The organism is Sphingomonas panacis, assembly GCF_001717955.1.
Classification (GTDB): domain Bacteria; phylum Pseudomonadota; class Alphaproteobacteria; order Sphingomonadales; family Sphingomonadaceae; genus Sphingomonas; species Sphingomonas panacis.
Genome location: NZ_CP014168.1, coordinates 1,610,751 through 1,634,576, shown reverse-complemented (window position 1 = coordinate 1,634,576; position 23,826 = coordinate 1,610,751). Strand labels below are relative to the sequence as shown.

Here is a 23,826-nt window from a genome sequence, read left to right as displayed (position 1 = left end):
CAACCGGCCCGCCAAATTACGCAGCGGCCCGGGCGTTCGCCCGGGCGACGTTATCGCTTCTTCCGCTTCACCGGCGCACGCCGGCTCGCCGCGATCGCCAGCCCGGCCCATTCGCGCATCGCCTCGGCATCATCGTAAACGTCATCGGGTGCACGCCGGTAGTTGATCGACTGCACCTTGCCGCCCTCGCGCGTCACCGAAAACCGCTCCGCGCCGATCGCATCCCACACGGCATCGCTCTCGGCATCGGCCTTGAACCACAAGGCATCGTACGCGAGGATCGCGAACGCAAACCCGTCGCAGTACAGCGCCGCGCCGCCGAACAGCCGCTTGCGGCTGATGGCACCGAGCGGCGCGCACGCCTCGGTCACCCAATCGGCCAGCCCCGCATCCACCGCCATCAGCGCGCGGCGAGCGTCGTCAGCGCATCGCCCGAAACGCGCTGCACGGTCCATGAGTCCATCGCCTCGGCGCCGATCCGGCGATACAGTTCGACGGCGGGCGTGTTCCAGTCGAGCACCCACCATTCGAACCGCGCGCAGCCGCGATCGACCGCCACCCCGGCAAGCTCCCGCAACAGCGCCGATCCAGCCCCGGCCCCGCGCGCCTCCGGCGTGATGTAGAGATCGTCCAGCCAGATCCCGCGCACCCCCGTCCACGTCGAAAACGTGTGGTAGAACACCGCCATGCCAACGCGCGCGCCGTCGATCTCGGCGATCAGCGCCTCCGCCGCCGGATTCGCGCCGAACAGGGCTTCGTGCATCAACGCCTCGGTCGCGACCACCGCCTCGGGTTCCTTCTCGAACGCGGCGAGTTCGCGCACGAAGCCCAGGATCGTCGGCACGTCGTCGGGGTGGGCAAAGCGGATCGTCACGGTCACAGGCTGGTCTCCAATATGGGCGCATTCGGACGCGCCCGCAGGCCCGCCACGCAGCCCGCGATGATGAGCGCCGCGCCGCCAAGCGTATAGGGCGACAGGGTTTCCGAAAACACCAGCCAGCCGAGCAGCGACGCCCACACGAACGCGGTATATTCGCTCGGCGCGAGGTCGCTCGCGCGGCCACGCGCATAGGCCCAGGACAGCAGCATCAAAGATGCCGTCGCCAGCAACGCCGCGCCGACCAGCGCTGGCCAATGCCCTGCCGCCGGCGGCGTGGCGAACACGGGGGCTGCGGCAAGGAAGATCGCCGCGACGATCGCGGTCTGGAAAAAGGCGATCTCGATCGGCCGCGCGACCTGCGCCTGTTGCCGCATCAGGATGATGTTCCACGCATAGCACAACGCCGAGCCGAGCACCGCGAGCGACCCCAGCAGCGCCTCCGGCCCGATCGCGGCGTGCGCCTGCCCCGCGAAGATGATCGCGATTCCCGCGAGCGCGACGCCCGATCCGATCAGCGTACCCCGCCCGATCCGCTCATGAAGCAGCAGCGCGGCGAGCAGCAGCGCCGCCAGCGGCGCGACGAAGGTCAGCGCCACCGCCTGCGCCATCGGCACCCGCGCCAGGCCCCAGAAGAACAGGATCGACATCGCCGCCGAAATCCCGCCGCGCAGCAGATGCACGCGCAACACGGCGCGCGTCGGCCAGGGTGTTCGCGCCGCCAGGAAAATCGCGCCGGTGATGACCGTCCCCGCCAGGCTGCGCCACAGGATCGCGTTATACGCGCCGATCGCGAGCGAAAGCCCCTTCATCACCGCGTCCATCGACGAGAACACGGCGATCCCGAGCGTCGCGACGGCAAAGACGATGGCGGGGGGCGGCGGCTTCATCTTCATCACGCCAGCGTGTAGCCGCGCGGCGTGAGAAGGTCAGCGTGAAATGGCGAGGCAGGTCATCAGCCCCGCTTATGCAAAACCTCCGTTCGTGCTGAGCTTGTCGAAGCACGTGCCCAAAGCACAGCGCCCGCAACACGTGCTTCGACAGGCTTGTGTGTTGGAAATGTGCATAATGGCGATTGCCGGGACGGGGTGGCCACCCCGTCCCGGCGGCGGATGTGAGGCCGTTCGACTTCGCGATCTTGCAAGATCGTTGCTGAGCAGGGCCGCATCCGTCTTCCCAAACCCCGAACAGTTGCCTGGGGCCATTACGGACCCCGCATCACAAGCTTGGGAGACCGGATCATGCCACAGCCCGACCTGTTTGTCGGCATCGATGTTGCCAAAAACGAATTGGTTGTCCGCCTTCATCCTCTCGGTGAGGAATGGCGTTTTGCGAACGACAAGGCGGGGTTGAAGGCGCTCGAACGCCGCCTCAAGGCGTTTGCCGCCCGATATCATCTCCTCATCGGCTTCGAGGCGACGGGTGGGTATGAGCGCAAGCTTGCCGCGCTGCTCGACCGCCTCGGGCTGACCGCGTATCTGCTCGATCCCGCCCGGGTGCGCAACTTCGCCCGCGCCGAGCGGCAGTTAGCGAAAACCGACCCGCTGGATGCCGCCGTGATCGCGCGTTGCCTGGCCGCGCTCCATCCCGAACTCACCCCATATCGGCACGATCCTCAGGCAGCACGCCTTGCCGAGCATGTCCGCATGCGCGATCTCGCCGTCGCCCAGCGCATCCAGCTCGGCAATCAGCTCGAGACCCTCGACGATCCTGCCATGCGCCGCCTCGTCAAAGCCCAGGTCGGCAAACTCAAAGCGCTCGCCCTGCGGATCGAAAAGGCCATCGCCGCCCTCATCGCCGCAAGCCCCGATCTGGCGACACGCGAACGCCTGATGCGCTCCGCACCCGGTATCGGCCCGATCGTGGCGGCATGCCTGCTCGCGCACATGCCAGAGCTCGGCGCGCTCTCCAGCCGACAAGCCGCAGCCCTCGTCGGCGTCGCCCCCTTCGACCGGCAAAGCGGCGCCACCCGAAAACCCGGACGGTGCGCCGGCGGAAGACCCGCTGTACGCAGGTGCCTCTACCTCGCCGCTCTCGCTATCGCACGCTCCAAAAAAGGCCCCCTCGCACAAACCTGCCAGCGCCTCCGCGACAACGGCAAACCCGCCAAGGTCGCCCTCGTCGCAACCATGCGAAAACTCATCATCACACTCAATGCCATGCTCAAATCACAGCAAACATACCGGCCTGCATGAACACAGTTGCTCAGCACGAACGGCTTTATAGGTCTGCGCGCCGATGCAACGCAGACCACCCCAGCCCTTACTCCGCCGCGACCGCCACCGGCGCACTCGCCGCCTCGATCTCGGCCGCCTTGGCCTCGACCAGCTTGACGATATGGTCGAGCATGTCGGCATCGCCGACGGTGTGGTCGGTGATGCCCGACAGATACACCATATGCTTGCCGTTGCCGCCGCCGGTCAGCCCGATATCGGTCTCGCGCGCTTCGCCGGGGCCGTTGACGACGCAGCCGAGCACCGACAGCGACAGCGGGGTGCGGATATGCTGGAGCCGCGATTCGAGCGCTTCGACGGTGCGGATCACGTCGAACCCCTGCCGCGCGCACGACGGGCACGACACCACGCGCACGCCGCGGTTGCGGATGCCGAGGCTCTTGAGGATTTCGAAACCGACACGCACTTCCTCTTCCGGCTCGGCCGAAAGCGAGACGCGGAGCGTATCGCCGATGCCGTACCACAGCAGCGAGCCGATCCCGATCGCCGACTTCACCGTCCCGCCGACGAACCCGCCCGCCTCGGTGATGCCAAGGTGAAGCGGACAATCCACCGCTTCGGCGAGCTGCTGATAGGCGGCGACCGCGAGGAACAGGTCGGACGCCTTCACCGCGACCTTATATTCGTGGAAATCGTGATCCTGGAGCAGCTTGATATGGTCGAGCGCGCTTTCCACCAGCGCATCCGGGCACGGCTCGCCGTATTTCTCCAGCAGATCCTTCTCGAGGCTGCCGGCGTTGACGCCGATGCGGATCGCGCAGCCATTGGCCTTGGCGGCGTTGACGACTTCGCGCACCCGGTCCGACGAGCCGATGTTGCCGGGGTTGATGCGCAGGCACGCCGCGCCCGCGTCCGCCGCTTCGAGCGCGCGCTTGTAGTGGAAATGGATGTCGGCGACGATCGGCACGCGGCTCGCGCGGACGATCTGCTTCAGAGCGGCGGTGCTCTCCACGTCGGGGCAGGACACGCGGATGATGTCGACACCGGCCTCCTCGCAGCGGCGAATCTGGTCGACCGTCGCCTTCACGTCGCTGGTCGGCGTGTTGGTCATGGTCTGCACCGTCACCGGCGCGTCGCCGCCGACGGGAACGTTGCCGACCATGATCTGGCGGCTCTGACGACGGGCGATATCGCGCCACGGGCGGAGGGACATGAGAGAGATTCCTCGGAGGTTCGGCAGCGCATATAGCGGTTTGTGCGAAGAAGGTGAACCTCCCCCGCGCCCGCCACGTCACCCCAGCGTAAGCTGGGGTCTTGATGGGGCGAACGGAGCGACCGCCCCGGAGAGATGCCAGCTTACGCTGGCATGACGGCTTTGGGAGGAACGCAGCGGCATCGCCGCCGCCGGCAGGGGCCGTACCCGCCGCAGAAACGCCGCCGCCCGCACCCCCGCATTCTCGCGCAGGTTCATATAGGCCACGTTGTAATCGACCCTATGATAATTCCCGACCGGGATCACCATGTCGGCGAACGGCTTGCCCGGTGGCGAGATATACAATGCCCCGTCATCGCAGCGCGCCGACACCAGCCCCGGCTCGATCGGACGTGGCAATGCGCCGCCGCCGTGCAGCCACGCGCCCTTGTTGAGCCGCGCCGGCGCGGTCTCGTTCCCGGTCGACCAGTCGAGCGGGTTGATGCAGACGTGCGGCCCGCTCATCACCTCGACTGGGAAGCCCGACTGGCGCGCGACGAGGATTCGCTGCGCGGTCGCGTTGCGCCCCTGCGCGTAGGTCGACCAGGCGATCACGCAGCCGGTGTCGTCGGCGCGCGCGCACGGCCGCGTCGTGCGCAGCGCGCGGAACCAGTCGCGCTCGATCCAGGTGCCGATCAGATAGGCGGCGATCATCTGGCGCGCCGCGGGGCGCCCGTCGATCTCGCGCTCGATCAGCAGCCGCCCCTGCCGCGACCCCTGGCTGTGCCCGGCGAGGATGAACGGCCGCCCGCGATTCCACACGAGGAACTGGCGGAACGCGCGCACCACGTCCGAATAGGCGACTTCGGTCGCGCGCACGCTGTTCTCGCTCCACCGCACATAGCCGCCGAGCGTCATCTGACGGTAGCGCGGCGCGTAGATCGCGCAGCAGCCGTTGAACACGCTCGCCTGATCGCGGATCGAGGTGCCGGCGATGCGCGCGTTCAGATCGGCATCGCGCGTATCGGCGTTCCACTGTTCGCCGCTGGTGAACGAGGTGGGATAGAGGAAGAACACCGCGACCTTGGCCCGGCGCTGGTCGATCGCGCGCACGCCCGGGGGCGTATCGTCGGCGGGGTCGCGCATGTCGGGCAACGACACCCATTCCGAACGTTCGGCATAATCGGGCGCGGGCGGCGTGCGCGCCGGGTCGAACGGGGTCGCGGGCGGCTGGCTGTCGTTGGAAACGCCGAACGCGCCGAAGACTTGCGGATACGCCTCCCCGCCCGCCAACAGCATGGCCGCCGCCACGCTTATCGTCCCGATCACCCGCCTAAATCGCATGTATGCCCCGATTTGCCCCGACCGCCTCTCCCCGTTCGCCCTGAGCTTGTCGAAGGGCGTGTCCAGAACACGTGCTTCGACAAGCTCAGCACGAACGGGGGTGTTGGCCCATTTCGGCCCTAGCACGTCGAGCGCCGCAGACGAAACCGCACGCGCGCGGGGGTGGTGTTGCGGCGCACACAGCCATAGAGAGCGACGATGGAACGGCATTACGGCATGGACTGGTTGCGGGTCGGCGCCTTCGCGCTGCTGATCCTCTACCATATCGGCATGGTGTTCGTGCCGTGGGATTTCCACGTGAAGACCGCGCATCCGATCGATTGGGTGGCGATTCCGATGATGGCGGCGAACAGTTGGCGGCTGATGCTGCTGTTCGTGATCTCAGGCTATGCGAGCCGCGCGTTGCTGTCGAAGGGTGCGCATCTCGGCAGCTTCATCGCCTCGCGCAGCCGGCGGCTGCTGATCCCGCTGCTGTTCGGCGTGATCTTCGTGGTGCCGGTGCAGCCGTGGATCGAACTGGCCGTCAAATACCATTACCCGCATGATTTCGGCTGGTTCTGGCTGCACGATTATTTCCGCTTCCATCGCCTCCACGGCATCGCGCTGCCGACGTGGCAGCATCTGTGGTTCGTCGGCTATCTGTGGTGCTACACGCTCGCGCTGACGGTGCTGATCGCGAGCTTGGGATGGCTACGCGCGCAACGCGGCTTCGACTGGCTGTTCGGCGCAAGATTGGGCGGCGTGCTGATCGTGATCGTGCCGATCGTGTGGCTGCTCGGCGTAGACACGCTGCTGCCCGGTGCGCGCGAGACTCACGATCCGCTCCACGACGGCGTCGCGCATCTCCATTATTTCCCCGGCTTCCTGTTCGGCTTCGCGCTGGCGCGCTCGGAGCCGGCGATGGCGGCGATCGGGCGGTGGTGGAAGCCGGCCGGCGTGGTCGCGCTGCTCGCGTACGGCGTGGTCGCCGCGATCGAGTGGCGCTGGCCGGGCAACACCATGCCCGCTCACCCGTGGGGCGTCACCTTCGCCACCGCGCGCGTGGTGCAGGGCTGGTGCGCGGTGATCGCGCTCGCGGGCTTCGCCGATCGCTTCTGGAACTATGACACGCCGTGGCGCCGCACGCTGACCGAGGCGGTGTTCCCCTTCTACATCGTCCACCAGACGATCATCGTGCTGGTCGAATATTGGCTGCTGCCGCTGCACGCGCCGCCGCTCCTGGAATTCGCGGTGCTTTTGCCCGCGACGGTGGCGGGCTGCTGGGCGTTTTATCTGGTCGGCCGCGAGATCGGCTGGCTGCGCCCGCTGATCGGCCTCCGGCGGCACACTCGGGAGATACCGGCATGACATGGGCACTGGCGATCCACGGCGGCGCGGGCAGCATGACTCGCGCCAACCCGGGCCCGGCCGGCGCGCGCGACGCGCTCGGGCAGGCGCTTGCCGCCGGTGAAGCGGTGCTGAGCCAGGGCGGTGCGGCGCTCGACGCCGTCGAGGCGGCGGTGCGCGTGCTTGAGGATGCGCCCGAGTTCAACGCCGGGCGCGGCGCCGCGCTCAGCTATGACGGCGTCGCCGAACTCGACGCCGCGATCATGCACGGCGCGACGCGGAAAGCTGGCGCGGTCGCGGGCGTCACCGCCACGCGCCACCCGGTCAGCCTCGCGCGCGCGGTGATGGAGCAAAGCCCGCACGTCCTGCTCGGCGGTGCCGGCGCGGACGCCTTCGCAATCGCGCACGGCCTCGAACCGGCGACGCAGGACTGGCTGATCCTGCCCGAACGCCGCGCGCAATTGGAGATCATGCGCGCACAGGCCGGCGGCGCGTTCGATGTCGACATGAAGTTCGGCACGGTCGGCGCGGTGGCGCGCGATGCGGCGGGCGGCCTCGCCGCCGCCACCTCGACCGGCGGCGTCACCGGCAAGCGCTGGGGCCGGATCGGCGATTCGCCGCTGATCGGCGCGGGCACCTATGCCGACGACCGCGCCTGCGCGGTTTCCGCGACCGGATCGGGCGAATTCTTCATCCGCACCGCCTGCGCGCACGAGATCGCCGCCCGCATCCGCCTCGCCGGCGAGGACGCCGCCACCGCGACCGAAACCGTACTCGCCGAGATCATCGCGATGGGCGGCACCGGCGGCGTGATCGTGATGCCGCTGGAGGGCACGCCGTTCTGGCGCTTCTCGACCAAGGGCATGTACCGCGGGCGCGTTACCCCAGACCACGCGGCGGAGGTCGGCGTCTTCGACGACGAGTGACGCTCCTTCGCATCGTCACCCCAGCGAAAGCTGGGGTCTTTCGCGTGGAAGCGGAACGCACGTCCCAGAAAGACCCCAGCTTTCGCTGGGGTGACGATTGAGGCAGCCGTTCCCCCGCGAAAGCGGGGGTCCAGAGCCGCGAGCGCGGCGCCCGCGTCCCTGGACTCCCGCTTTCGCGGGAGAACGCTTGCCCGTATGACGCTCCCATGATTCGTACCGTCGCGTATCTCGCCGCCGCCGCGCTCGCCAGCGCCGCCGCCCCCGCTACCGCCTATTGGGAATATGGCCACGAGACGATCGCGAAGATCGGCTATGCCAACGCCTCGCCCCGCGCCCGCGCCGAAGTGCGCCGGCTGCTCGCGCATTCCGATCTGCTCGGCACCCCCGAATGCAAGGCGACGACGATCGAAGGCGCGAGCACCTGGGCCGATTGCGTCAAGCCGCTCAAGGGCGCGGACGGCACATCGCGCTTCGGCTACGCCTACACCTGGCACTTTCAGGACGTGAACATCTGCGCGCCGTTCAGCCTGACCGAAGCCTGCAAGGACGGCAATTGCGTCTCGGCGCAGATCGAGCGCGACGTGAAGACGCTGCGCGACCGGCACGCGCCGATGAAAGACCGCGTGCAGGCGCTCGTCTTCCTGATCCATTTCACCGGCGATCTCCACCAGCCGCTCCACGCTGGCGAGAAGGGTGACAAGGGCGGCAACGACGTCAAGGCGACCTACGGGCGCTACGGCCCGCCCCGGCTCAACCTCCATTCGATCTGGGACGGCTATCTCGCCGAGCGCGCGATCACGACCGGCCCGTCGCTGGTCCGGCGCTATCCCGCGCCCGTCCGCGCAAAGCTCGCCGCCGGCAGCGTGACCGACTGGAGCCGCGAAAGCTGGCAGGTCGCCCGCGACCAGACCTATGCGAGCGCACTCAAGGGCGATCCTTGCGCGCCGACCCCGCCGCGCGTCACGCTCGACGATGCGACGATCGAACGGCTCGTGCCGGTCGCGCGGCTGGAAGTCGAACGCGGTGGCCTCAGGCTGGCGAAGTTGCTCGACCGGGCGCTCGGGTAGCGCCTATTCGACCCGGAACGTATCGATCAACGTCGGGCTGCCGCCCTGCGTGAGGTTCGGCACCGCCTCGATCACGAGCTTCTGGATCGGGCAGTCGGTCGGCGGCACGAAGAACCCGAAGCCGCCCGGCGCCCAGTGCTGCCCGGCCGGCACACCCGCGCGGCCGAGTTCCTGATCGGTCCCGGCGCAGCGCACCACCACCGACGCGACCGACTGGGTCCCGCCGACGCTGCGCCCTTCGAACGTGACCCTATGCCCGCCGGACTCGAGCAGCATCGCCTGTTGAACCACCGGGAGCGGCCGCTTGCCGGTGCGCGAGGGCTGCACCTCTAGCGCGTGGCCGGGCTTGCCATCGGCCGCATCGCCGCGCGCGACGATCTGCGCGCCGCCGCGCGCGCCGAACGTCCAGCCGAAATCGCCATATTGCACCATCGCTTCGAAATTGGGCGAAAGCAGCGGCGGCAGCGGCGATCCGAAGCCTTTCAGCCACACCGCGCGCGCATTTGCGGTACTGCCGGCGGCGATCTGCTGGCTCGCCATCGCCGCCACCTCGACCGGGGCGGTATGGTCGCCCGCCTGTTTGAGCGCGGTCATCAGCGCAAGGCCGTTGCCCTCTTTGGATCTCACCAGCGCGCCAAAGAAATCATCGCGCCAGGGCGGCATCGTCGCCAGCTTGCGCGCCAGCGCGGGGAGCGCGCGGCCGGTGCCGGTGATCTTGATCATCACCGGCATCACGTCGGTGTCGGCGGCGCTCCGGCGGCGCAACGCCGCATCGGCATGGTCGATCGCGCCGGCATAGTCGCCGCGGCTGGCCAACACGTCGAACATCCATGCCCCGGCGAGCGGCTGGCGGCGCGTCAGCGTGGTGACGAGGCCGAACAACCCGTCGGCGCGCGCGATCTCGTTGGTCGAGGTTCGCGCCAGCGCGGCAACGACGAGCGCGCGGTCATCGAGCGGGTTGCTGGCGATCGCGCGCAGCGCAAGAGCATGGGCGGCATCGAGGTCGGTGTTGGCGGTGTTCTCCGCCAGATTGGCCAGCACGTCGCTGTTGCGTGGATCGACCTGAGTCGCGACTTCGGGAACCACCGAAGCGTCCGCCGCGAAATCCACCGCCGTGATGCCGGCGCCGGCCAGCACCGCGACGCCGATCAGCACGGCTGCCCGCACCCGCTCAGCCCGCGTGGGCACGCGTCGGATCCGGGTGCGGACGTGCGGCATCAGGCGGTCCGGTTGTCACCATAGCTGTAATAATAGCTCGAATAGGCGTAGGTGTACGCATAATCGGCCGAGCGGTGATCGAACTTGGTGAGGATCACGCCGACGATCGAGCTGCGGCTCGACCGCAACCGGCGCAGCGCGGACATCACCACGCGACGGCGGCTCTTGCGCGCCTGGATCACCAAGATCGTCTCCTCGATCGCCGCCGACAGGATCGGCACGTCGGCGAGGCCGACGATCGGCGGACCGTCGAAGATCACCATGTCGTAACGCGATTCGAGATCGGCGAGCAGCCCGCGCAACCCACCGCTCAGCAACCGCGCCGGATTGGGCGAGATCGGTCCGCTCGGCAGCACGTCATACCCGTGGCCGTCATGGACGATCACATCGGCGGCGCGGCGTTCGCCGTTGAGCGCGTTGGCGAAGCCTTCGGCATTGTTGAAGCCGAGCATCTTGTGAAGCGACGGCCGCCGCATGTCGGCATCGACCAGCAGCACGCGCTTGCCCTCTTGGGCGAAACTCTGCGCGAGCGAGATCGCGGTCGTGGTCTTGCCCTCGTTCGGGTTCGAACTGGTGATGAGCAGCGATTTGGGCGCGCCGTTCGCCCCCGCGAGCTGCAACGCGGTGCGCGCCGCGAAATACGCCTCGACGAAGCTCGACCGTGCCTTGGCGAGTTCGCCGAGCGGAGTCTCGTCCTCGTCGAGCTTGGGGATCATGCCGAGCAACGGCAGGCCGAGATTGGTCTCGACATCCTCTGGCATCTTGAAGGTGTCGTCGAGGAAGTCGAGGAGGAAGGCGACGCCGAGACCGATGGCGAGACCGCCGACCAGTGCGATCAGCAGGTTGAGCCACAGGATCGGCCATGCCGGCGAACCGGGCGCGCGTGCGCGGTCAATGATCGACACGTTGTTCGAGTTGCTGCCACCGGAGACGCCGATCTCCTTGTAGCGCGAGAGCAGCGCATCATACAGCGCGCGGTTGGTATCCACCTCGCGCTGGAGGATCATATACTGGATGCTGCGCGACTGGACGTCGAGCACCTGGCTGGTCGCCTTGGCAAGCTGGTCGTCGAGCGCCTTTTCCTTGTCGAGCGCGAGCTGGTAATTGCCCTTCACGACCTGGAGCAACTTGCCGCGCTGCTGATCGATCTGCTTCTGGATCGCGCCGATCTGCGCGCGCAGCTCGACCATCGCCGGGAAGTTCGGCCGGAAGGTCTGCGCCTTCTGCTGATAATCGGCCTGCAACGTGGCGAGCTTGCCGGCGAGATCGTTGATCTGCGGATCGTTGGTCGATTGGGCGAGTGCGCCGGCGCTGGAGGTTTGCGCGAGCTGCCACGCCGCCTCGGCATCGAGGCGCTGCGCCTTCGCGGTGACGGCGGCGTTGTTGATAACGTTGAGCGACGCCGAGTCGAGCGACTGCGCCTGTGCGCCGGGCTTGCCCGCGTCGGTGACGCTGATGATCTTTTCGTGTGAGGCGTAATCGACCAGATCGCGCTCGGACTTTTCGAGCTTGGCCTTGAGTTCGAGCAGGCGGCGGCCGACGAAGTCGCCGGCATATTTCGACGACAGGAACTGGCGCTCGATCGAGTCCTGGATGAATTCGTCGATCGCGGCGTTGGCGATCGAGGCCGCCATCGCCGGATTGCGATCCTCATACTGGACCTGGATCAGCAGCGACGTGCCATATTGAGTCGCGGTGAGATTCTGCATCACCTTCGCCGTCGCGGCGTCGAATGCCTGTTGCAGCGCGGCCGGGCTCGGCGCCGAATCGTTCTGGAAAACCCCGCCGAACGTGCCGCTGCCGATGAAATCGCGGTTGGTCGCGAGGTTGAGGCGGCGGACGATGCCCTGCGCGGTCACCCGGCTGGTCATCAGCGCGAACTGGGTGTTGAGGAACGCCTGGTCGTTCTCCGTGTTCGACGCGGCGTTGGCGCCCTGCGTATCGACGACGCGCGGCGCCTCGCGCTGCACCTGGAAGGTGGCGCGGGCGATATAGACCGGCGGCGAGAACACCGTGAACAGCAGCGCGATCACCAGCGCCGCGAGCGTGATGCCGAGGATCAGCCAGCGCCGCTTGAGCACCACCGCGATGAAGTTCTGCAAGCCGTTGCTGGCGCCCGCACCGACTCCGCCAATCGACTGCCAGGGTCGTGCGGCCGCGCCACGCGCGCCGTCATCCTGCCAGACATCGCCCGGCGCCGGTTCGATCGAGGTGGTGCGTTCAGTCATGAATCGTTCGCCAAATCTCGAGCCGAAGGTGAGCCCGCAGGGTCATCAGAAACGGTTTGCCACGTCTGCCGCGCGGAACACGCCGAGCACCGGCACCACGCCCTTGTACAGATTCTTCAGCAGCACCTTTCCGGCGGATCGCTCGACCACGACCGTGTCGTTGCCATACAGAACCGGATCGGCCATCCGCCCGTCACGGATCATCGTAACGTCGAAGACTGCTGCGTTTTTCTGGTTGTTGATGGTGCGGAAAACGGCGACGATATGCTCGTTGGCCACGTCGTCGGTGCCTCTCGCCTGCGCGATCGCCTGGAGCAGGCTGCTCTTGCCCTGCACCGGATAGACGCCCGGTTGGTTGACCGCACCCTCGACGGTGAGCCGCTGGCCGACCGATTCGGAGACCGCGACGGTCACGTCGGGATGCCGCATGATCGACTGGCCGAGCCGCGATGCGATCTCGGCGCGGACTTCCGCCGGGGTGTGGCCACCCGCCATCACCTGGCCGACGAACGGCAGCGCGATCTGCCCGGCCTGATCGACCGTAACGACCTTGGTCAGTTCGGGAAACTGGTAGACGACGATGTCGATCTTGTCCTGCGGGCCGATATAATAGGCCGGCGAGATATCGCCGATCGCGTTGCGCGGATCGGGGTCGGGCAGCGTCGTGACCGGCACGACCGCTGTCGCGGTGCCATCGCGGATCGAACTGTGGGTGGCGCACCCGGCGGACAGCAAGGCGAGCCCCGAAGCCAATGCACCAAGCATGGCTTTATTGGTCGGCAAAAACACACTGCCCGATCGCATCACCAATAGCCCCGCTTTTCAACTGGCGAGGTCTTAACATCCCCGCCATGTTGCCCTTGCACAAAATATCGGTAGCACTCGCTCATCCCGATCAGCAATAGCAAAGAACGCCGCGAAGCATATCCTTATGGTGGAGATTGAGTAAAAGTCCCCGCCGTTCACGGTCCGCGTGTCGCGGACTTCGGGCTTACGATGCGGTGTTTCCAAGGAGTTCAGCGTTGCAGGCACTCGCGATCATCCCGGCACGCGGCGGCTCGAAAGGCCTTCCGCGCAAGAACGTGCTGCCGCTCGGCGGCATACCGCTGATCGCGCACACCATATATGCTGCACGTGCGGCATCGCGCGTCGACCGCGTGGTGGTGAGCACCGACGACGACGAAATCGCGACCGTCGCACAGCGCTACGGCGCCGAGGTGGTGCGCCGCCCCGCCGAGCTCGCCAGCGACACCGCCTCGTCCGAAGCCGCATTGCTCCACACGCTCGACACGCTTCGCGCGGACGAGGGGTACGAGCCCGATCTGCTCGTCTTCCTGCAATGCACCTCCCCGCTCACCGCGCCCGAGGATATCGACGGCACGATCGCCGCGCTGATCGACCGCGAGGCCGACAGCGCGCTGGCGGTGACCGCGTTCCACTATTTCCTGTGGGCCGAGGACGAAGCCGGCGCGCACGGCGTCAACCACGACAAGAGCGTTCGGCTGATGCGCCAGCAGCGCACCCCCGAATATCTCGAAACCGGCGCGGTCTATGTGATGAAGACCGCCGACTTCCGCGCCGCGCGCCACCGCTTCTTCGGCAAGACCGTGCTGTTCGACACGCCGGTCGAGCGCCGGCTCGAAATCGACGAGCCCGCGGATTTCCGCATCGCCGAGGAACGCATCGCCCGGCTCGCGGCGCGCCCGCCCGGTCTGCCGGCCCGCGTCTCCGCGCTGGTGATGGATTTCGACGGCGTGCTGACCGACGATCGCGTCTTCGTCAGCGAAACCGGCGCGGAAAGCGTGGTATGTTCGCGCCGCGACGGCATGGGGATCGAACGGCTGCGCAAGGCCGGGCTGCCGATGCTGGTGATCTCCAAGGAGACCAACCCGGTCGTCGCCGCGCGCTGCCGCAAGCTGCGGCTGCCCTATCATCACGGCGTCGAAGGCAAGCTCGCGGTGCTGCAAGCCTGGCTCGCCGAGACCACGATCGACCCGGCCGAAACACTCTATGTCGGCAACGACATCAACGATCTCGAATGCATGGCCGCGGTCGGCTGCGCGGTCGCGCCGCAGGACGCGCATCCGCGCGCGCTGGCGGCGGCAGCTCTGGTGCTCGATGCCGATGGCGGACGCGGCGCGATCCGGCTGCTCGCCGATCTGCTCGAAGCCGGCGGACATCTCGCGCGTGGCTGATCCCGCCGGCCCGGTCGCGGCGCTGCCGCGCTCGCGGCTGCACCTCCAGTTCCTGCTCGACAACGCCGCCAACCCCGATGTCGTGCTGTTCCGCGACGAAGCGATGCGCGCCCCCCTCGAACGCCATTTCGCCGGGCGTTTGCTGTATCTCGGCCGCGAGACATTGCCAGGGCGCAGTCTCGCGTCGTTCGCTGCCGCACGCCGTGCCAACCGCGCCTATTATCCGGCGGTCGCGGCACGTCTCGCGCCCTACCGATTCGCGCGCACCATCCTGTTCCTCGAAGGCGAACCGCTCGAACGCTTCCTGCAGACGCTGCCCGGCCTCGGCGCGATCGAATTGTGGGAGGATGGGCTGTCGCATTACGTCGATCTCACCTCGAACCGCTGGTACGCCGCGCGCGGGGTCGTGCAGGCGGCGGCGGGCTTCTATCCGCGCGCCATCACGCGGCGGCGGATCGACCGGAGCGCGGTGACGGTGCGCGACCGCTTCGAACGCCGCAACCTCGTGCTGAGCGCGCCTGCAGACCCCTCGGTCGCACGCGCGGAACTGCTGCTGATCGGCTCGCCGCTGGTCGAGGATCGCATCGTCAGCGAAGCCCGCTTCCGCACGGCCCTCGCCGAAATCGCAGCGGCCAGCCCCTGCCCGGTCCGCTACCTGCCGCACCCGCGCGTGGATGTCGCCCGGCTCGAACGCAGTCTCGCCGGCACCACGATCACGCTCGAACCCAATCCCGAGGGGCTGATCGCGCACGCCGCGCAGTACCGCTACACCGCGTATGCCGCAGCGGTCTCGACCGGACTGATCGACCTCGGCCGCTACGAGCGCAGCCTCTTCCTGCCCGGCCTGTTCGGGCTCACGCGGATGGCGCGCGTGCTGCGCGGCTGGGCGGCGAACCCCGTCGGGGTGGCGGACGACGCAGGAGGACTGCGACGGTTCGTGGCGGCTCTACCGCGCGACGTACCGTGACTGAAAAGATCGGTCGCGTATCTCACACGGAGGCGGACCACTACCCTCCGTTCGTGCTTGTCGAAGCACGGGCCACCAGCGCTTCGTATTTGGCACGCACTTCGACTTCGCTCAGTGCGAACGGGTTGATTTTAAGCGCGATTCGTAACGCGCCTCGTCACCATCTCCACGATCAGCCCCGCACAGCGCGCGGCGGCATGGCCATCGACCGTGCCGACTTCCTCGCCGACCTTGCCCCAATCGACCGCCTCCGGCACCCCGCCCGCCCGCGCCAGCACGGCGGTGATCTCCCCGGCAGTGCTCGCGACCGGAATGCCGATCCCGGTCAGCCAGGTCTGCTTCTCCGCCTCGGCCGCCTCGGCGAAGGCGGTGGCGGGCACCGGCACGCACACCACCGGCCGGTTCGCCAGCAACGCCTCGAGCATCCCGCTCGAATAATGGCCGATCACCAGATCGGCCTCGGGCAGCACCGTTTCGAGCGGCGCCGCGCCGCGATCCTCGTTCGCCGCAAACGCGAGGCCAGCGCGCAGCACGGCAGCATCGTCGCCCGAGGAGCGCGGATGCGACCGGATCGTCAGCGCGATCGGCCGCGCCGCGGCGGCGGCGTTCAGCCCCGCCGCCAGCACGCGCTCCACCGCGTGCGCCGCCGCCGCATCGACCTTGCCATGCGCCGCGAACGGCTGGACGAGGTACAACACCCTGAGCGGCGCCCCGGCGGGACGCGCATCGCGCAGCCTCGCGAGCGGATCGAAGCGCGGGATGCCGCCGACCACCACCGTCTCGGGCGAAAGCCCCGCCGCGATCCACCGTGCCCGGTACGATTCGGAGGCGGCGATCACCCGGTCGTGCCCGGCCATGCCGTAATCGGGCATCGGCGGCAGCACGCGCAGCAGCCGCGTCGCCAGCGGCGCCGCCAGCGCCTTGGCGCGGAGCAGCCGTGATCGCGGCGCGCCATGACCGATCGCACAGAACGGCCCCTCCTGGAGCAGCACCGTCGCCGCGCCCCGGCGGCGCGCGGCGTGCAACATCGCGGTCTCGATATAGATCCGGTCGTGGCAGGTGACGAGCACGTCGGCGTCCGCGCCGATCAGCCCGGCGGCATAATCGATCATCCGGCGGTACACCGCCTGCCCGCCGCTCAGCACCATGTTGGCCGACCAGCTCGACGTATAGCGTTTCAGCCCACATGCATCGGGGTGCGCACGAAGGATCTCGCCGGGGCCGTCATAGCTGGTGGTGCCGCCGGTGCGCAGGTTGAACGGCTGGGTATCGACGAAGCGAATGGCTTGATCCGGCAAGTATTCCGCCAGCGCCGCCGCCACCGCAGCCAGTGTCCGCCCCGACGACCCGCCCGTTCCCATCAAGATCACCGCCAACGACTGGGTCCTCGCGATTCGGGTTCAAGCCGCGCCCAACCCGGTGTCGTGTTCGATATTGATACGAAACGCCGATGCCATTGCGGGCCGGCATCCATGCGCGAGCGTCTTGAACAAAAAAAGCGGACGTGAGAAGTGGCTACATGCCCGACCGCGAGCCCCGCTGAATGGACGAACTTCGCGATCGCGCACGCGCAGCCGGGTTGTTCGCCCCTGACTTCGTGGCGGCGCTGCTGCTGCTCGCCGCCGGGATCATCCTCGGCGGGTCGTCGCGGCCGTCGGTCGGCAATCTGCTGGTCCAGCTCGCCGCGCTCGGCATCCTGACCTGGCTCGTCATCGGCAGGCGGATCGCCGTGCCCCGGGGCGCGGCGCGGGTCGCCGTCTGGCTGATGCTCGCCATCGCCGCGCTGCCGTTGCTCTACTCGGTGCCGCTGCCCCCGGCGATATGGTCGAGCGTGCCGGGCCGCGACCTCGCGCTGCGCACCTATGCGCTCGCCGGCATCGTTCCGCCGTGGCATGGCCTCGGCCTGCGCGACGGCGTCGGATTGCTCACCGCGCTGCATCTGCTCGCGCCGATCGTGATGTTCCTGATCGCGGTACGCTTGACCACGGTACAGCGTTGGGCGTTGCTCTACGGCTTCCTCGCCGTCACGCTGATCGCGATTCTCGTCGGCTTCGCGCAGGTGCCCGGCGGCGCGTCGCACTCGCTGCATTTCTACGATATCTCCAGCATCAACGGCGCGCTCGGCTTCTTCCCCAACCGCAACCACATGGCGACGCTGATGCTGTGCACGCTGCCGCTCGCCGCCGCCGGCGCGCTGGCGTGGTTCCGCGAACGCGGCGACGAGGCGCGCGGGCTGGCGCTCGGCGGCGCGACGCTGTTCGGGCTGGCGATCGTCGCGCTGGTCGCGACCAGCGCGCGCGCCGGGCTGGTGCTGGCGGTGCCGGTGCTGATCGGCTGCGCCTTGCTCGCACGCATCATGCCGCGCGGCCGCCGGAGCCGCGGCGCCGTACCGACAGTGTTGCTCTGGGGCGCGATCTGCCTCGCGCTGATCGCGGTCGTCGGCGCGCTCGGCCTCAGTTCGGTCGGCAGCAAACTGGTTACGCGCGTGCAGACCGAGGGCGTGGTCGATTCGGATCGTATCGAATTCGCGCGGCTGACGGCGTCGGCGGTCCCGCGCTTCCTGCCGTTCGGCAGCGGCCCCGCCACCTTCCGCCCGGTGTATGCGATGGTCGAGCCGATCGAGGACATGCGCCCCTATTTCATCAACCACGCGCATGACGATTATCTTGAAATCCTGCTCGAATATGGCGTGCCGGGCGCGGTACTGCTGCTCGCGGCGCTGGCATGGCTGGGCTGGGCCGGCATCGCCGCGTGGTTCGATGCCGACGCGCCCGACCGGCCGATCCGCTGCGCGGCGAGCGTCGCGGTCGCGGCGATCCTGCTTCACTCGACCTTCGATTATCCGGTGCGCACCACGACGATCGCGATCGTGCTCGCGTTGCTCGCCGCGCTGATGATGGCGAGCGCGCCGGCGCCGGAAGCGCGCAGCCCCAAAAGAGTGAAACGCCGTACCCGTATTCGAATTGCCTGATCGGGCCACTTTGGCTATGTAATGGGCAAGCTTGGATGCCGCGTGCGGGGCGCTGATCCGGCATAACGTTATGGATCGGGCGCGTTTTGCTTGCGTGGAGGATGCCTCCTTCATGCCGCGCGATGGTGAGCGTCAGTCGCAGGAGTGCTTGATGAGCGTTAAGGTCATTGCCGAGGTCGGCTGCAACCATAAGGGCGAGATGTCGATCGCCAAGGAACTCATCAAGGTCGCGGCGGACTATGCCAAGGCCGATGTGGTCAAGTTCCAGAAGCGCAACAACCGCGAGTTGCTGACCGAACAGCAGTATAACGCGCCGCACCCGAACCCGGCCAACGCTTATGGCGAAACCTATGGCGCGCACCGCGAATATCTCGAATTCGACGTCGATCAGCACCGCGAGCTCAAGGACTATTGCGAGTCGCTCGGCATCGAATATTCGACCTCGGTGTGGGACACGACCTCGGCGCGCGAGATGGCGACGCTCGCGCCCAAATTGCTCAAGGTGCCTTCGGCCTGCAACCTCCACTTCGAGATGCTCGGCGTGCTCGCCAGTGATTTCGACGGTGAGATCCACCTCTCGCTCGGCATGACCACGCAGGCCGAGGAAGAGCAGATCGTCGATTTCTTCCTCAAGAACGGCCGCGCCAAGGATGTCGTGCTCTACGCCTGCACCTCGGGCTATCCGGTCGCGTTCGACGATCTGTGCCTGCTCGAAATCACCCGGCTCACGGAAAAGTTCGGCGACAGCGTCAAGTCGATCGCCTTCTCGGGCCATCACCTCGGCATCGCCGCCGACATGGCGGCGGTCGCGCTCGGCGTGTCGTGGATCGAGCGCCACTTCACGCTCGACCGGACCTGGAAGGGCACCGATCACGCCGCCTCGCTCGAACCCGATGGCCTGCGCCGGCTGAGCCGCGACGCGCGCGCGGTAAGCGCGGCGCTGCGCTACAAGTCGACCGAGATCCTGCCGGTCGAGCAGGTCCAGCGCGACAAGCTCAAGTGGCGCCCCAAGCCCAACGCCGTAAAGGCCGCCTGACCGTCGATGCCGAGAATGTTCAGCGCGTCGCATCCGGCATGAAGCTTCTCTACGTTGGCGACAACAGCGACCGTATCAACTGGGGGTGCCGGGCGACGAGCATCGCGCTGCGGGAACTGCTTGCGCGCGACCATGAGGTCATCGCGGCCGTAACCGGCAAGATGATCGAGGCGCGCTATCCGGTGTCCGACAGGATCGGCGACGCGCTCTACGGCCCGCTCGCGCAAAGGCTCTACCGCAAGAAGCTCCGCAAGCTTCCGGTCGTCGGCGCGGCGGTGCTCGGCCTGCTCGAACGGCTCGGCGATCCGGTCGGCCTGACGCTCGATCTCGACCGCAACATCGACAATATCGATCGTGCCCGCGCCTATTCGCCGTTCGCGCGAGCCTTGTTCGACGCCGTCGAAGCGTGCGATGCGATCGCGGTGAATGGCGAGGGCGACCTGATCTTCACCACCCCGCCGCGCCAGAAATTGCTCTACATCCTCACCGTCTGCCGGCTGGCGCAGACGCGCGGCAAGCCGGTCTATTATCTCAACGCGATGCTGTCGGAATGCCCGATCGACGGCATTCACCAGCCGACCGTCGATGTCGCGGCACGCATCCTCGCTGACAGCGCCGCCGTGGTGGTCCGCGAACCGGCATCCTACGCGTTCGTTCAAGCGCACATGCCAGCGGTGCGCGCAACGATGTTGCCGGACGCGCTGTTCACGTGGCGCTATCATTTCACCCATTCGGACCGCCCGGCGCGCCCAGCGATCGAACGACTGCTCCCCTTTTTCGAACATACCGGCCATGTGCCGCCCAAGGTCGCCTCCGGGGCATATGTCGCGATCAGCGGGAGTTCGCTGGCAGCGCGCGATCCGGCGCGCGCACGATCGACCTACACCAACATGGTGCGAAAACTGAAGGCGGTCGGCGTCCCGCTGCTGCTGATCCCGACCTGCGGCGGCGACCGGTTCCTCATCGACGTCGCCACCGATACCGGCGTCGAATTGCTCCCGCTGGAAACGCCGATCCTGGCCGGTGCCGCGATCCTGGCAAACGCGCGGGCGTTCGTCTCGGGGCGCTGGCACCCCTCGATCATGGCCGCGCTGGGTGGAACGCCGTGCGTGTTCCTCGGCTCGAACTCGCACAAGACGCTGAGCATCCAGACCCTGTTGGAATACGCGGACCCGCGCGAATTCAGCGCCTTTCCGTCGGACGACGATGTGGAAACGATCGTGCGGCAGACGAGAGACCTGCTCGCGGCAGGCGATACGCGCCGAGCGCAAATTCTCGACGTCTCGAAGCGCCTCGCCGCCGATGCGGCACAATGTCTGGACCTTTTGGAGACGCGGCCGTGATGCAGCGGGCGGCAACACCGCTCCTCCACCACCGCCGCGACATCGATGGACTGCGGTCACTGGCGATCGTGCCGGTGCTGCTGTTCCACGCCGGGCTCGGCCTGCCGGGCGGGTTCGTCGGGGTCGATATCTTCTTCGTGATCTCGGGCTACCTGATCTCGTCGGTACTGTTCCGCAGCGCCGCTGCCGGGCGGTTCTCGATCCTCGGCTTCTACGATCGCCGCATCCGCCGCATCTTCCCGGCGCTGATCGCGGTGCTGGCCGCGACCACGCTCGCCGCGCTGGTCATCCTGCTGCCGTCGGAGCTGTATTCCTACGGCTGGTCGCTGCTGTGGGCGGTGCTGTTCTCGTCGAACATCTGGTTCTGGAAGACGACCAACTATTTCGGCGATCCCAACATCGATCTGCCGCTGCTGCATACGTGGTCGCTGGCGGTGGAGGAGCAATTCTACATCCTCTGGCCGCTGGTGGTGCTGGTGCTCGCCAAGCTGCCGCGCCGCGCCGCGCTCGCCATCGTGCTGATCGCTTTGGTGGCGTCGCTGCTGCTGTCGCAGTGGCTGACGGTGAAATCGCCGACCAGCGCCTTCTACATGCTGCCGTCGCGAAGCTGGGAACTGCTGATCGGCGCAACGTTGGTGCTGCTGCCGCCGCCTGCGCCGCGCCATCACCGCTGGCTGGCGATCGGCGGCGTCGCCGGTCTCGCGCTGATCGCCTATGCTGTGGTGTTCTTTTACGATTCGATACTCTTCCCCGGCTTCGCGGCGCTGGTGCCGTGCCTCGGCACCGCCCTGCTGCTCTACGCCGGGCAGGCGGATGGCCCGGCGACCCGGCTGCTGACGTGGTCGCCGCTGGTCGGGATCGGGCTGGTCTCCTACTCGCTGTATCTGTGGCACTGGCCGATCCTGTCGCTGTCACAGCTCGCGCTCAGCCGCCCGCTTTCGACGGTGGAGGCGGTGGCCGCGCTCGTCGCATCGCTGCTGCTGGCGATCCTGTCGTGGCGCTATATCGAACAACCGTTCCGGCAAGTGCGGGACCGCGACGTCGCCACGCAGCGCCGTACCGCCGCGACGGGCGTAGCCGCGATGGCGGTGGTCGCTGCTGTCGCCGGCGTGCTGGTGGCGGCGAAGGGCCTGCCGCAGCGCCTGCCACCGCTCGCCCGCCAGTACGATACGGTATCGAAGTCGCTCCCGCATCGCGCGCTGCCCGGCTGCGGGCTGGTCGGGCCGACCGTATCGGCCGCGGTAATGCGGCCCTGTCTTGCCCCCGCCAACCCTGAACCGAGCATCGTCCTGTGGGGCGATTCGCATGCGCTGCAAATGAAGGACGCGCTCGCGGCGCAACTCGAGGCGCGTAGCCTCACTTTGCGCAGCATCACCAAGAACGGCTGCGCGCCGTTTGCCGGCGCGATTCAGCTCGATCAGGTCGGCGATCGCAATGATGCGTGCGCGGCGTTCAACAACGCGATTCTTGCCGGCATCGTCGCCGATCCGGCGATCGGCCACGTCTATATCTCGGGGCGCTGGGGCAAGTTCCTCGGCCCCGGCGGCGGTGGCACCACCAACGGCTATCTCCAGCTTCACCCCGGCGAGCCGATCGACAGCGCGACCAGCCGCCACGCCTTCATCGTCTCGGTGCGCGGCATGATCGTTCGGCTTCGCCACGCCGGCAAAATGGTGACGCTGATCGGCCCGACGCCCGAATTCGCCGTATCCGCGCCCAAATGCATGGCGCGCGCCGCCTGGCGCGGCGACGATTCCCAGCATTGCGAGGCCGATCTCACCACGCGCCGCGAAATCCCTGAGGCGAACACGATCCTGCGCACGCTCGCCGCGCAGACCGGCGCCGAATATGTCGACGCGCTCCAGCGGCTCTGCACCGGGCTGCACTGCGGGACCGGCATCGGCAAGACGCTGTTCTTCCGCGACGAGAATCATGTCAGCGCCGCCGGCGCGCGCCACGTCCTCGCCGCACAGGCGCGATAGCCGGGAAGACGGTCATGCGCCTCGCAAAGGACATCTGGCACCCGCTGATCATACCACTGCCGCTGGCCGAGATCGTCGCGCGCGGCACGCTCGAAGGCCTGCCGCTGCACTGGGCGCCGGGTCTCGAAAGCCTGCGCTTTCAGGCCGATCCGTTCGGCTATTGGCGCGGCGGGCTGCTGTACGTGTTCGTCGAGACGTTCGACTATCGCCACCCGGTCGGCACGATCGATGTATTGGTATTCGACGCGGCATATCGCTTCGTCGAGCAGCGCCCGGTGCTGCGCGAGCCGTGGCATCTGTCCTATCCGGTCGTGTTCGATGCCGAGGGCGAAACCTGGCTGATGCCAGAGGCGAACCAGTCGGGCCGCCTCACCCTCTACCGTGCGGTCGCCTTCCCCGATCGCTGGGAGCCGGCGCTCACCATCACCGTCGATCCCGCGCCCGTCGATGCGACGCCGCTGTGGCACAAAGGCCGCTGGTGGCTGTTCTACACGTCGACCGCACATGGACAGGACGGAATGAGCGCGCTCAACATCGCCTTCGCCGATCGGCTCGCCGGGCCGTGGACCCCGCATCCCGCCAATCCGGTGCGGACCGGCCGCGCGAGTTCGCGCCCCGGCGGCACGCCCATCGTCACCGCCGACGGGCGAATCCTGCTGCCGGTGCAGGACTGTTCGCGCACCTATGGCGGCGCGGTCACGCTGCTGGAGATCGAGACGCTCGACGAGACTCGCTTCGCCGCGCGCGCTGGCACCCGCTTCACCGCTCCGCTCGCCGCCGCGCCGTTCGGCGCCGGGCTGCACACGCTCTCGGCGGCGGGACCGGCGACTCTGGTCGACGTCAAGCGCATGACCGTCTCCGCCGAGGGGCTGATGCTGCGCCCCAAACGCGAGCTCAACCGGCTGCTCGGCCGCGCTTGAGCAACCCCGGTGAACCCCCTATTGGACGAGCATGGTCCTCGCGCGCTGCGTCCCCGGTCT

General features: G+C 67.8%; 20 protein-coding genes. 11 read left to right on the top strand and 9 right to left on the bottom strand.

The window, feature by feature from the left end; genetic code table 11:
• Positions 1 to 50 precede the first annotated feature (50 nt).
• The 3 genes from J0A91_RS07410 to J0A91_RS07400 are packed head-to-tail and all read right to left on the bottom strand — an operon-like array spanning position 51 to position 1,767.
• Positions 51 to 401 (bottom strand): TfoX/Sxy family protein, encoded by a 351-nt coding sequence (locus tag J0A91_RS07410; RefSeq protein ID WP_069204373.1) that lies wholly within the window; start codon positions 399 to 401, stop codon positions 51 to 53.
• Positions 401 to 880, bottom strand: a complete 480-nt coding sequence (locus tag J0A91_RS07405; RefSeq protein WP_083224556.1) for a GNAT family N-acetyltransferase — start codon at positions 878 to 880, stop codon at positions 401 to 403. Before J0A91_RS07405 ends, J0A91_RS07410 begins: the two co-directional genes overlap by 1 nt.
• The gene (locus J0A91_RS07400; RefSeq protein WP_069207130.1) at positions 877 to 1,767 is read right to left on the bottom strand and encodes a DMT family transporter; all 891 of its coding nucleotides are present in this window, start codon (positions 1,765 to 1,767) and stop codon (positions 877 to 879) included. The genes J0A91_RS07405 and J0A91_RS07400 overlap by 4 nt, the downstream gene beginning before the upstream one ends.
• A 351-nt stretch (positions 1,768 to 2,118) precedes the next feature.
• Here J0A91_RS07400 and J0A91_RS07395 point away from each other — a divergent pair, with 351 nt between their 5' ends.
• Positions 2,119 to 3,072, top strand: a complete 954-nt coding sequence (locus tag J0A91_RS07395; RefSeq protein WP_069204372.1) for an IS110 family RNA-guided transposase — start codon at positions 2,119 to 2,121, stop codon at positions 3,070 to 3,072.
• Between the two features lie 67 nt (positions 3,073 to 3,139).
• Here J0A91_RS07395 and ispG read toward each other — a convergent pair whose 3' ends face one another.
• On the bottom strand, positions 3,140 to 4,264 hold the full coding sequence (gene ispG, locus J0A91_RS07390) for a flavodoxin-dependent (E)-4-hydroxy-3-methylbut-2-enyl-diphosphate synthase (RefSeq protein ID WP_069204371.1): 1,125 nt from the start codon (positions 4,262 to 4,264) through the stop codon (positions 3,140 to 3,142).
• 78 nt (positions 4,265 to 4,342) lie between these two features.
• Complete coding sequence (locus J0A91_RS07385; RefSeq protein ID WP_169833100.1) at positions 4,343 to 5,554, bottom strand: DUF3089 domain-containing protein; 1,212 nt, start codon at positions 5,552 to 5,554, stop codon at positions 4,343 to 4,345.
• A gap of 231 nt (positions 5,555 to 5,785) precedes the next feature.
• On the opposite strand from J0A91_RS07385, the gene J0A91_RS07380 reads away from it, so the two are divergent.
• From J0A91_RS07380 to J0A91_RS07370, 3 genes are all read left to right on the top strand, one after another.
• On the top strand, positions 5,786 to 6,934 hold the full coding sequence (locus J0A91_RS07380) for an acyltransferase family protein (protein ID WP_069204369.1): 1,149 nt from the start codon (positions 5,786 to 5,788) through the stop codon (positions 6,932 to 6,934).
• Positions 6,931 to 7,839: an isoaspartyl peptidase/L-asparaginase family protein gene (locus tag J0A91_RS07375; protein ID WP_069204368.1), complete on the top strand. Its 909-nt coding sequence runs from the start codon at positions 6,931 to 6,933 to the stop codon at positions 7,837 to 7,839. The genes J0A91_RS07380 and J0A91_RS07375 overlap by 4 nt, the downstream gene beginning before the upstream one ends.
• 206 nt (positions 7,840 to 8,045) lie before the next feature.
• Positions 8,046 to 8,906 carry a S1/P1 nuclease gene (locus tag J0A91_RS07370; RefSeq protein WP_069204367.1) on the top strand — a complete coding sequence of 287 codons (861 nt, stop codon included), beginning with the start codon at positions 8,046 to 8,048 and terminating at the stop codon, positions 8,904 to 8,906.
• A 3-nt stretch (positions 8,907 to 8,909) separates the two neighbouring features.
• Here the strand turns inward: J0A91_RS07370 and J0A91_RS07365 are convergent, their stop codons facing one another.
• From J0A91_RS07365 to J0A91_RS07355, 3 genes are read right to left on the bottom strand one after another with little or no spacing between them, the layout of a single operon-like run.
• Positions 8,910 to 10,094 (bottom strand): tetratricopeptide repeat protein, encoded by a 1,185-nt coding sequence (locus tag J0A91_RS07365; RefSeq protein WP_150126854.1) that lies wholly within the window; start codon positions 10,092 to 10,094, stop codon positions 8,910 to 8,912.
• A 29-nt stretch (positions 10,095 to 10,123) separates the two neighbouring features.
• Positions 10,124 to 12,352, bottom strand: a complete 2,229-nt coding sequence (locus tag J0A91_RS07360) for a GumC family protein (protein WP_069204365.1) — start codon at positions 12,350 to 12,352, stop codon at positions 10,124 to 10,126.
• A 45-nt stretch (positions 12,353 to 12,397) separates the two neighbouring features.
• Positions 12,398 to 13,135, bottom strand: a complete 738-nt coding sequence (locus J0A91_RS07355; RefSeq protein WP_169833099.1) for a polysaccharide biosynthesis/export family protein — start codon at positions 13,133 to 13,135, stop codon at positions 12,398 to 12,400.
• Positions 13,136 to 13,374: 239 nt separating this feature from the next.
• Between J0A91_RS07355 and J0A91_RS07350 the strand changes: the two genes are divergently transcribed.
• Together J0A91_RS07350 and J0A91_RS07345 are read left to right on the top strand one after the other, a co-directional pair.
• Complete coding sequence (locus tag J0A91_RS07350; protein ID WP_150126853.1) at positions 13,375 to 14,547, top strand: acylneuraminate cytidylyltransferase; 1,173 nt, start codon at positions 13,375 to 13,377, stop codon at positions 14,545 to 14,547.
• The gene (locus J0A91_RS07345; protein WP_150126852.1) at positions 14,540 to 15,514 is read left to right on the top strand and encodes a hypothetical protein; all 975 of its coding nucleotides are present in this window, start codon (positions 14,540 to 14,542) and stop codon (positions 15,512 to 15,514) included. The genes J0A91_RS07350 and J0A91_RS07345 overlap by 8 nt, the downstream gene beginning before the upstream one ends.
• Positions 15,515 to 15,645: 131 nt before the next feature.
• Here J0A91_RS07345 and J0A91_RS07340 read toward each other — a convergent pair whose 3' ends face one another.
• Positions 15,646 to 16,890, bottom strand: coding sequence for a hypothetical protein (locus J0A91_RS07340; RefSeq protein ID WP_150126851.1), 1,245 nt, complete (start codon positions 16,888 to 16,890; stop codon positions 15,646 to 15,648).
• Between the two features lie 167 nt (positions 16,891 to 17,057).
• Here J0A91_RS07340 and J0A91_RS07335 point away from each other — a divergent pair, with 167 nt between their 5' ends.
• From J0A91_RS07335 to J0A91_RS07315, 5 genes are all read left to right on the top strand, one after another.
• Positions 17,058 to 18,485 (top strand): O-antigen ligase family protein, encoded by a 1,428-nt coding sequence (locus J0A91_RS07335; protein WP_069204361.1) that lies wholly within the window; start codon positions 17,058 to 17,060, stop codon positions 18,483 to 18,485.
• Positions 18,486 to 18,636: 151 nt separating this feature from the next.
• Positions 18,637 to 19,521 (top strand): N-acetylneuraminate synthase family protein, encoded by an 885-nt coding sequence (locus tag J0A91_RS07330; protein ID WP_069207127.1) that lies wholly within the window; start codon positions 18,637 to 18,639, stop codon positions 19,519 to 19,521.
• A gap of 38 nt (positions 19,522 to 19,559) precedes the next feature.
• The gene (locus tag J0A91_RS07325) at positions 19,560 to 20,864 is read left to right on the top strand and encodes a polysaccharide pyruvyl transferase family protein (protein ID WP_150126850.1); all 1,305 of its coding nucleotides are present in this window, start codon (positions 19,560 to 19,562) and stop codon (positions 20,862 to 20,864) included.
• Positions 20,864 to 22,846 carry an acyltransferase family protein gene (locus J0A91_RS07320; protein ID WP_069204359.1) on the top strand — a complete coding sequence of 661 codons (1,983 nt, stop codon included), beginning with the start codon at positions 20,864 to 20,866 and terminating at the stop codon, positions 22,844 to 22,846. The genes J0A91_RS07325 and J0A91_RS07320 overlap by 1 nt, the downstream gene beginning before the upstream one ends.
• A gap of 14 nt (positions 22,847 to 22,860) precedes the next feature.
• A complete protein-coding gene (locus J0A91_RS07315; RefSeq protein WP_069204358.1) occupies positions 22,861 to 23,766 on the top strand; it encodes a glucosamine inositolphosphorylceramide transferase family protein in 906 nt (301 codons plus the stop codon).
• Positions 23,767 to 23,826: the final 60 nt, after the last annotated feature.

What these genes read in the sequence shown, in the direction of transcription:
- J0A91_RS07335 (WP_069204361.1), top strand. Translation starts at nt 17,058, where the DNA reads ATGGACGAACTTCGCGATCGCGCACGCGCAGCCGGGTTGTTCGCCCCT.
- J0A91_RS07375 (WP_069204368.1), top strand. Translation starts at nt 6,931, where the DNA reads ATGACATGGGCACTGGCGATCCACGGCGGCGCGGGCAGCATGACTCGC.
- J0A91_RS07410 (WP_069204373.1), bottom strand. Translation starts at nt 401, where the DNA reads ATGGCGGTGGATGCGGGGCTGGCCGATTGGGTGACCGAGGCGTGCGCG.
- J0A91_RS07380 (WP_069204369.1), top strand. Translation starts at nt 5,786, where the DNA reads ATGGAACGGCATTACGGCATGGACTGGTTGCGGGTCGGCGCCTTCGCG.
- J0A91_RS07400 (WP_069207130.1), bottom strand. Translation starts at nt 1,767, where the DNA reads ATGAAGCCGCCGCCCCCCGCCATCGTCTTTGCCGTCGCGACGCTCGGG.
- J0A91_RS07395 (WP_069204372.1), top strand. Translation starts at nt 2,119, where the DNA reads ATGCCACAGCCCGACCTGTTTGTCGGCATCGATGTTGCCAAAAACGAA.
- J0A91_RS07325 (WP_150126850.1), top strand. Translation starts at nt 19,560, where the DNA reads ATGAAGCTTCTCTACGTTGGCGACAACAGCGACCGTATCAACTGGGGG.
- J0A91_RS07320 (WP_069204359.1), top strand. Translation starts at nt 20,864, where the DNA reads ATGCAGCGGGCGGCAACACCGCTCCTCCACCACCGCCGCGACATCGAT.
- J0A91_RS07360 (WP_069204365.1), bottom strand. Translation starts at nt 12,352, where the DNA reads ATGACTGAACGCACCACCTCGATCGAACCGGCGCCGGGCGATGTCTGG.
- J0A91_RS07330 (WP_069207127.1), top strand. Translation starts at nt 18,637, where the DNA reads ATGAGCGTTAAGGTCATTGCCGAGGTCGGCTGCAACCATAAGGGCGAG.
- J0A91_RS07370 (WP_069204367.1), top strand. Translation starts at nt 8,046, where the DNA reads ATGATTCGTACCGTCGCGTATCTCGCCGCCGCCGCGCTCGCCAGCGCC.
- ispG (WP_069204371.1), bottom strand. Translation starts at nt 4,264, where the DNA reads ATGTCCCTCCGCCCGTGGCGCGATATCGCCCGTCGTCAGAGCCGCCAG.
- J0A91_RS07315 (WP_069204358.1), top strand. Translation starts at nt 22,861, where the DNA reads ATGCGCCTCGCAAAGGACATCTGGCACCCGCTGATCATACCACTGCCG.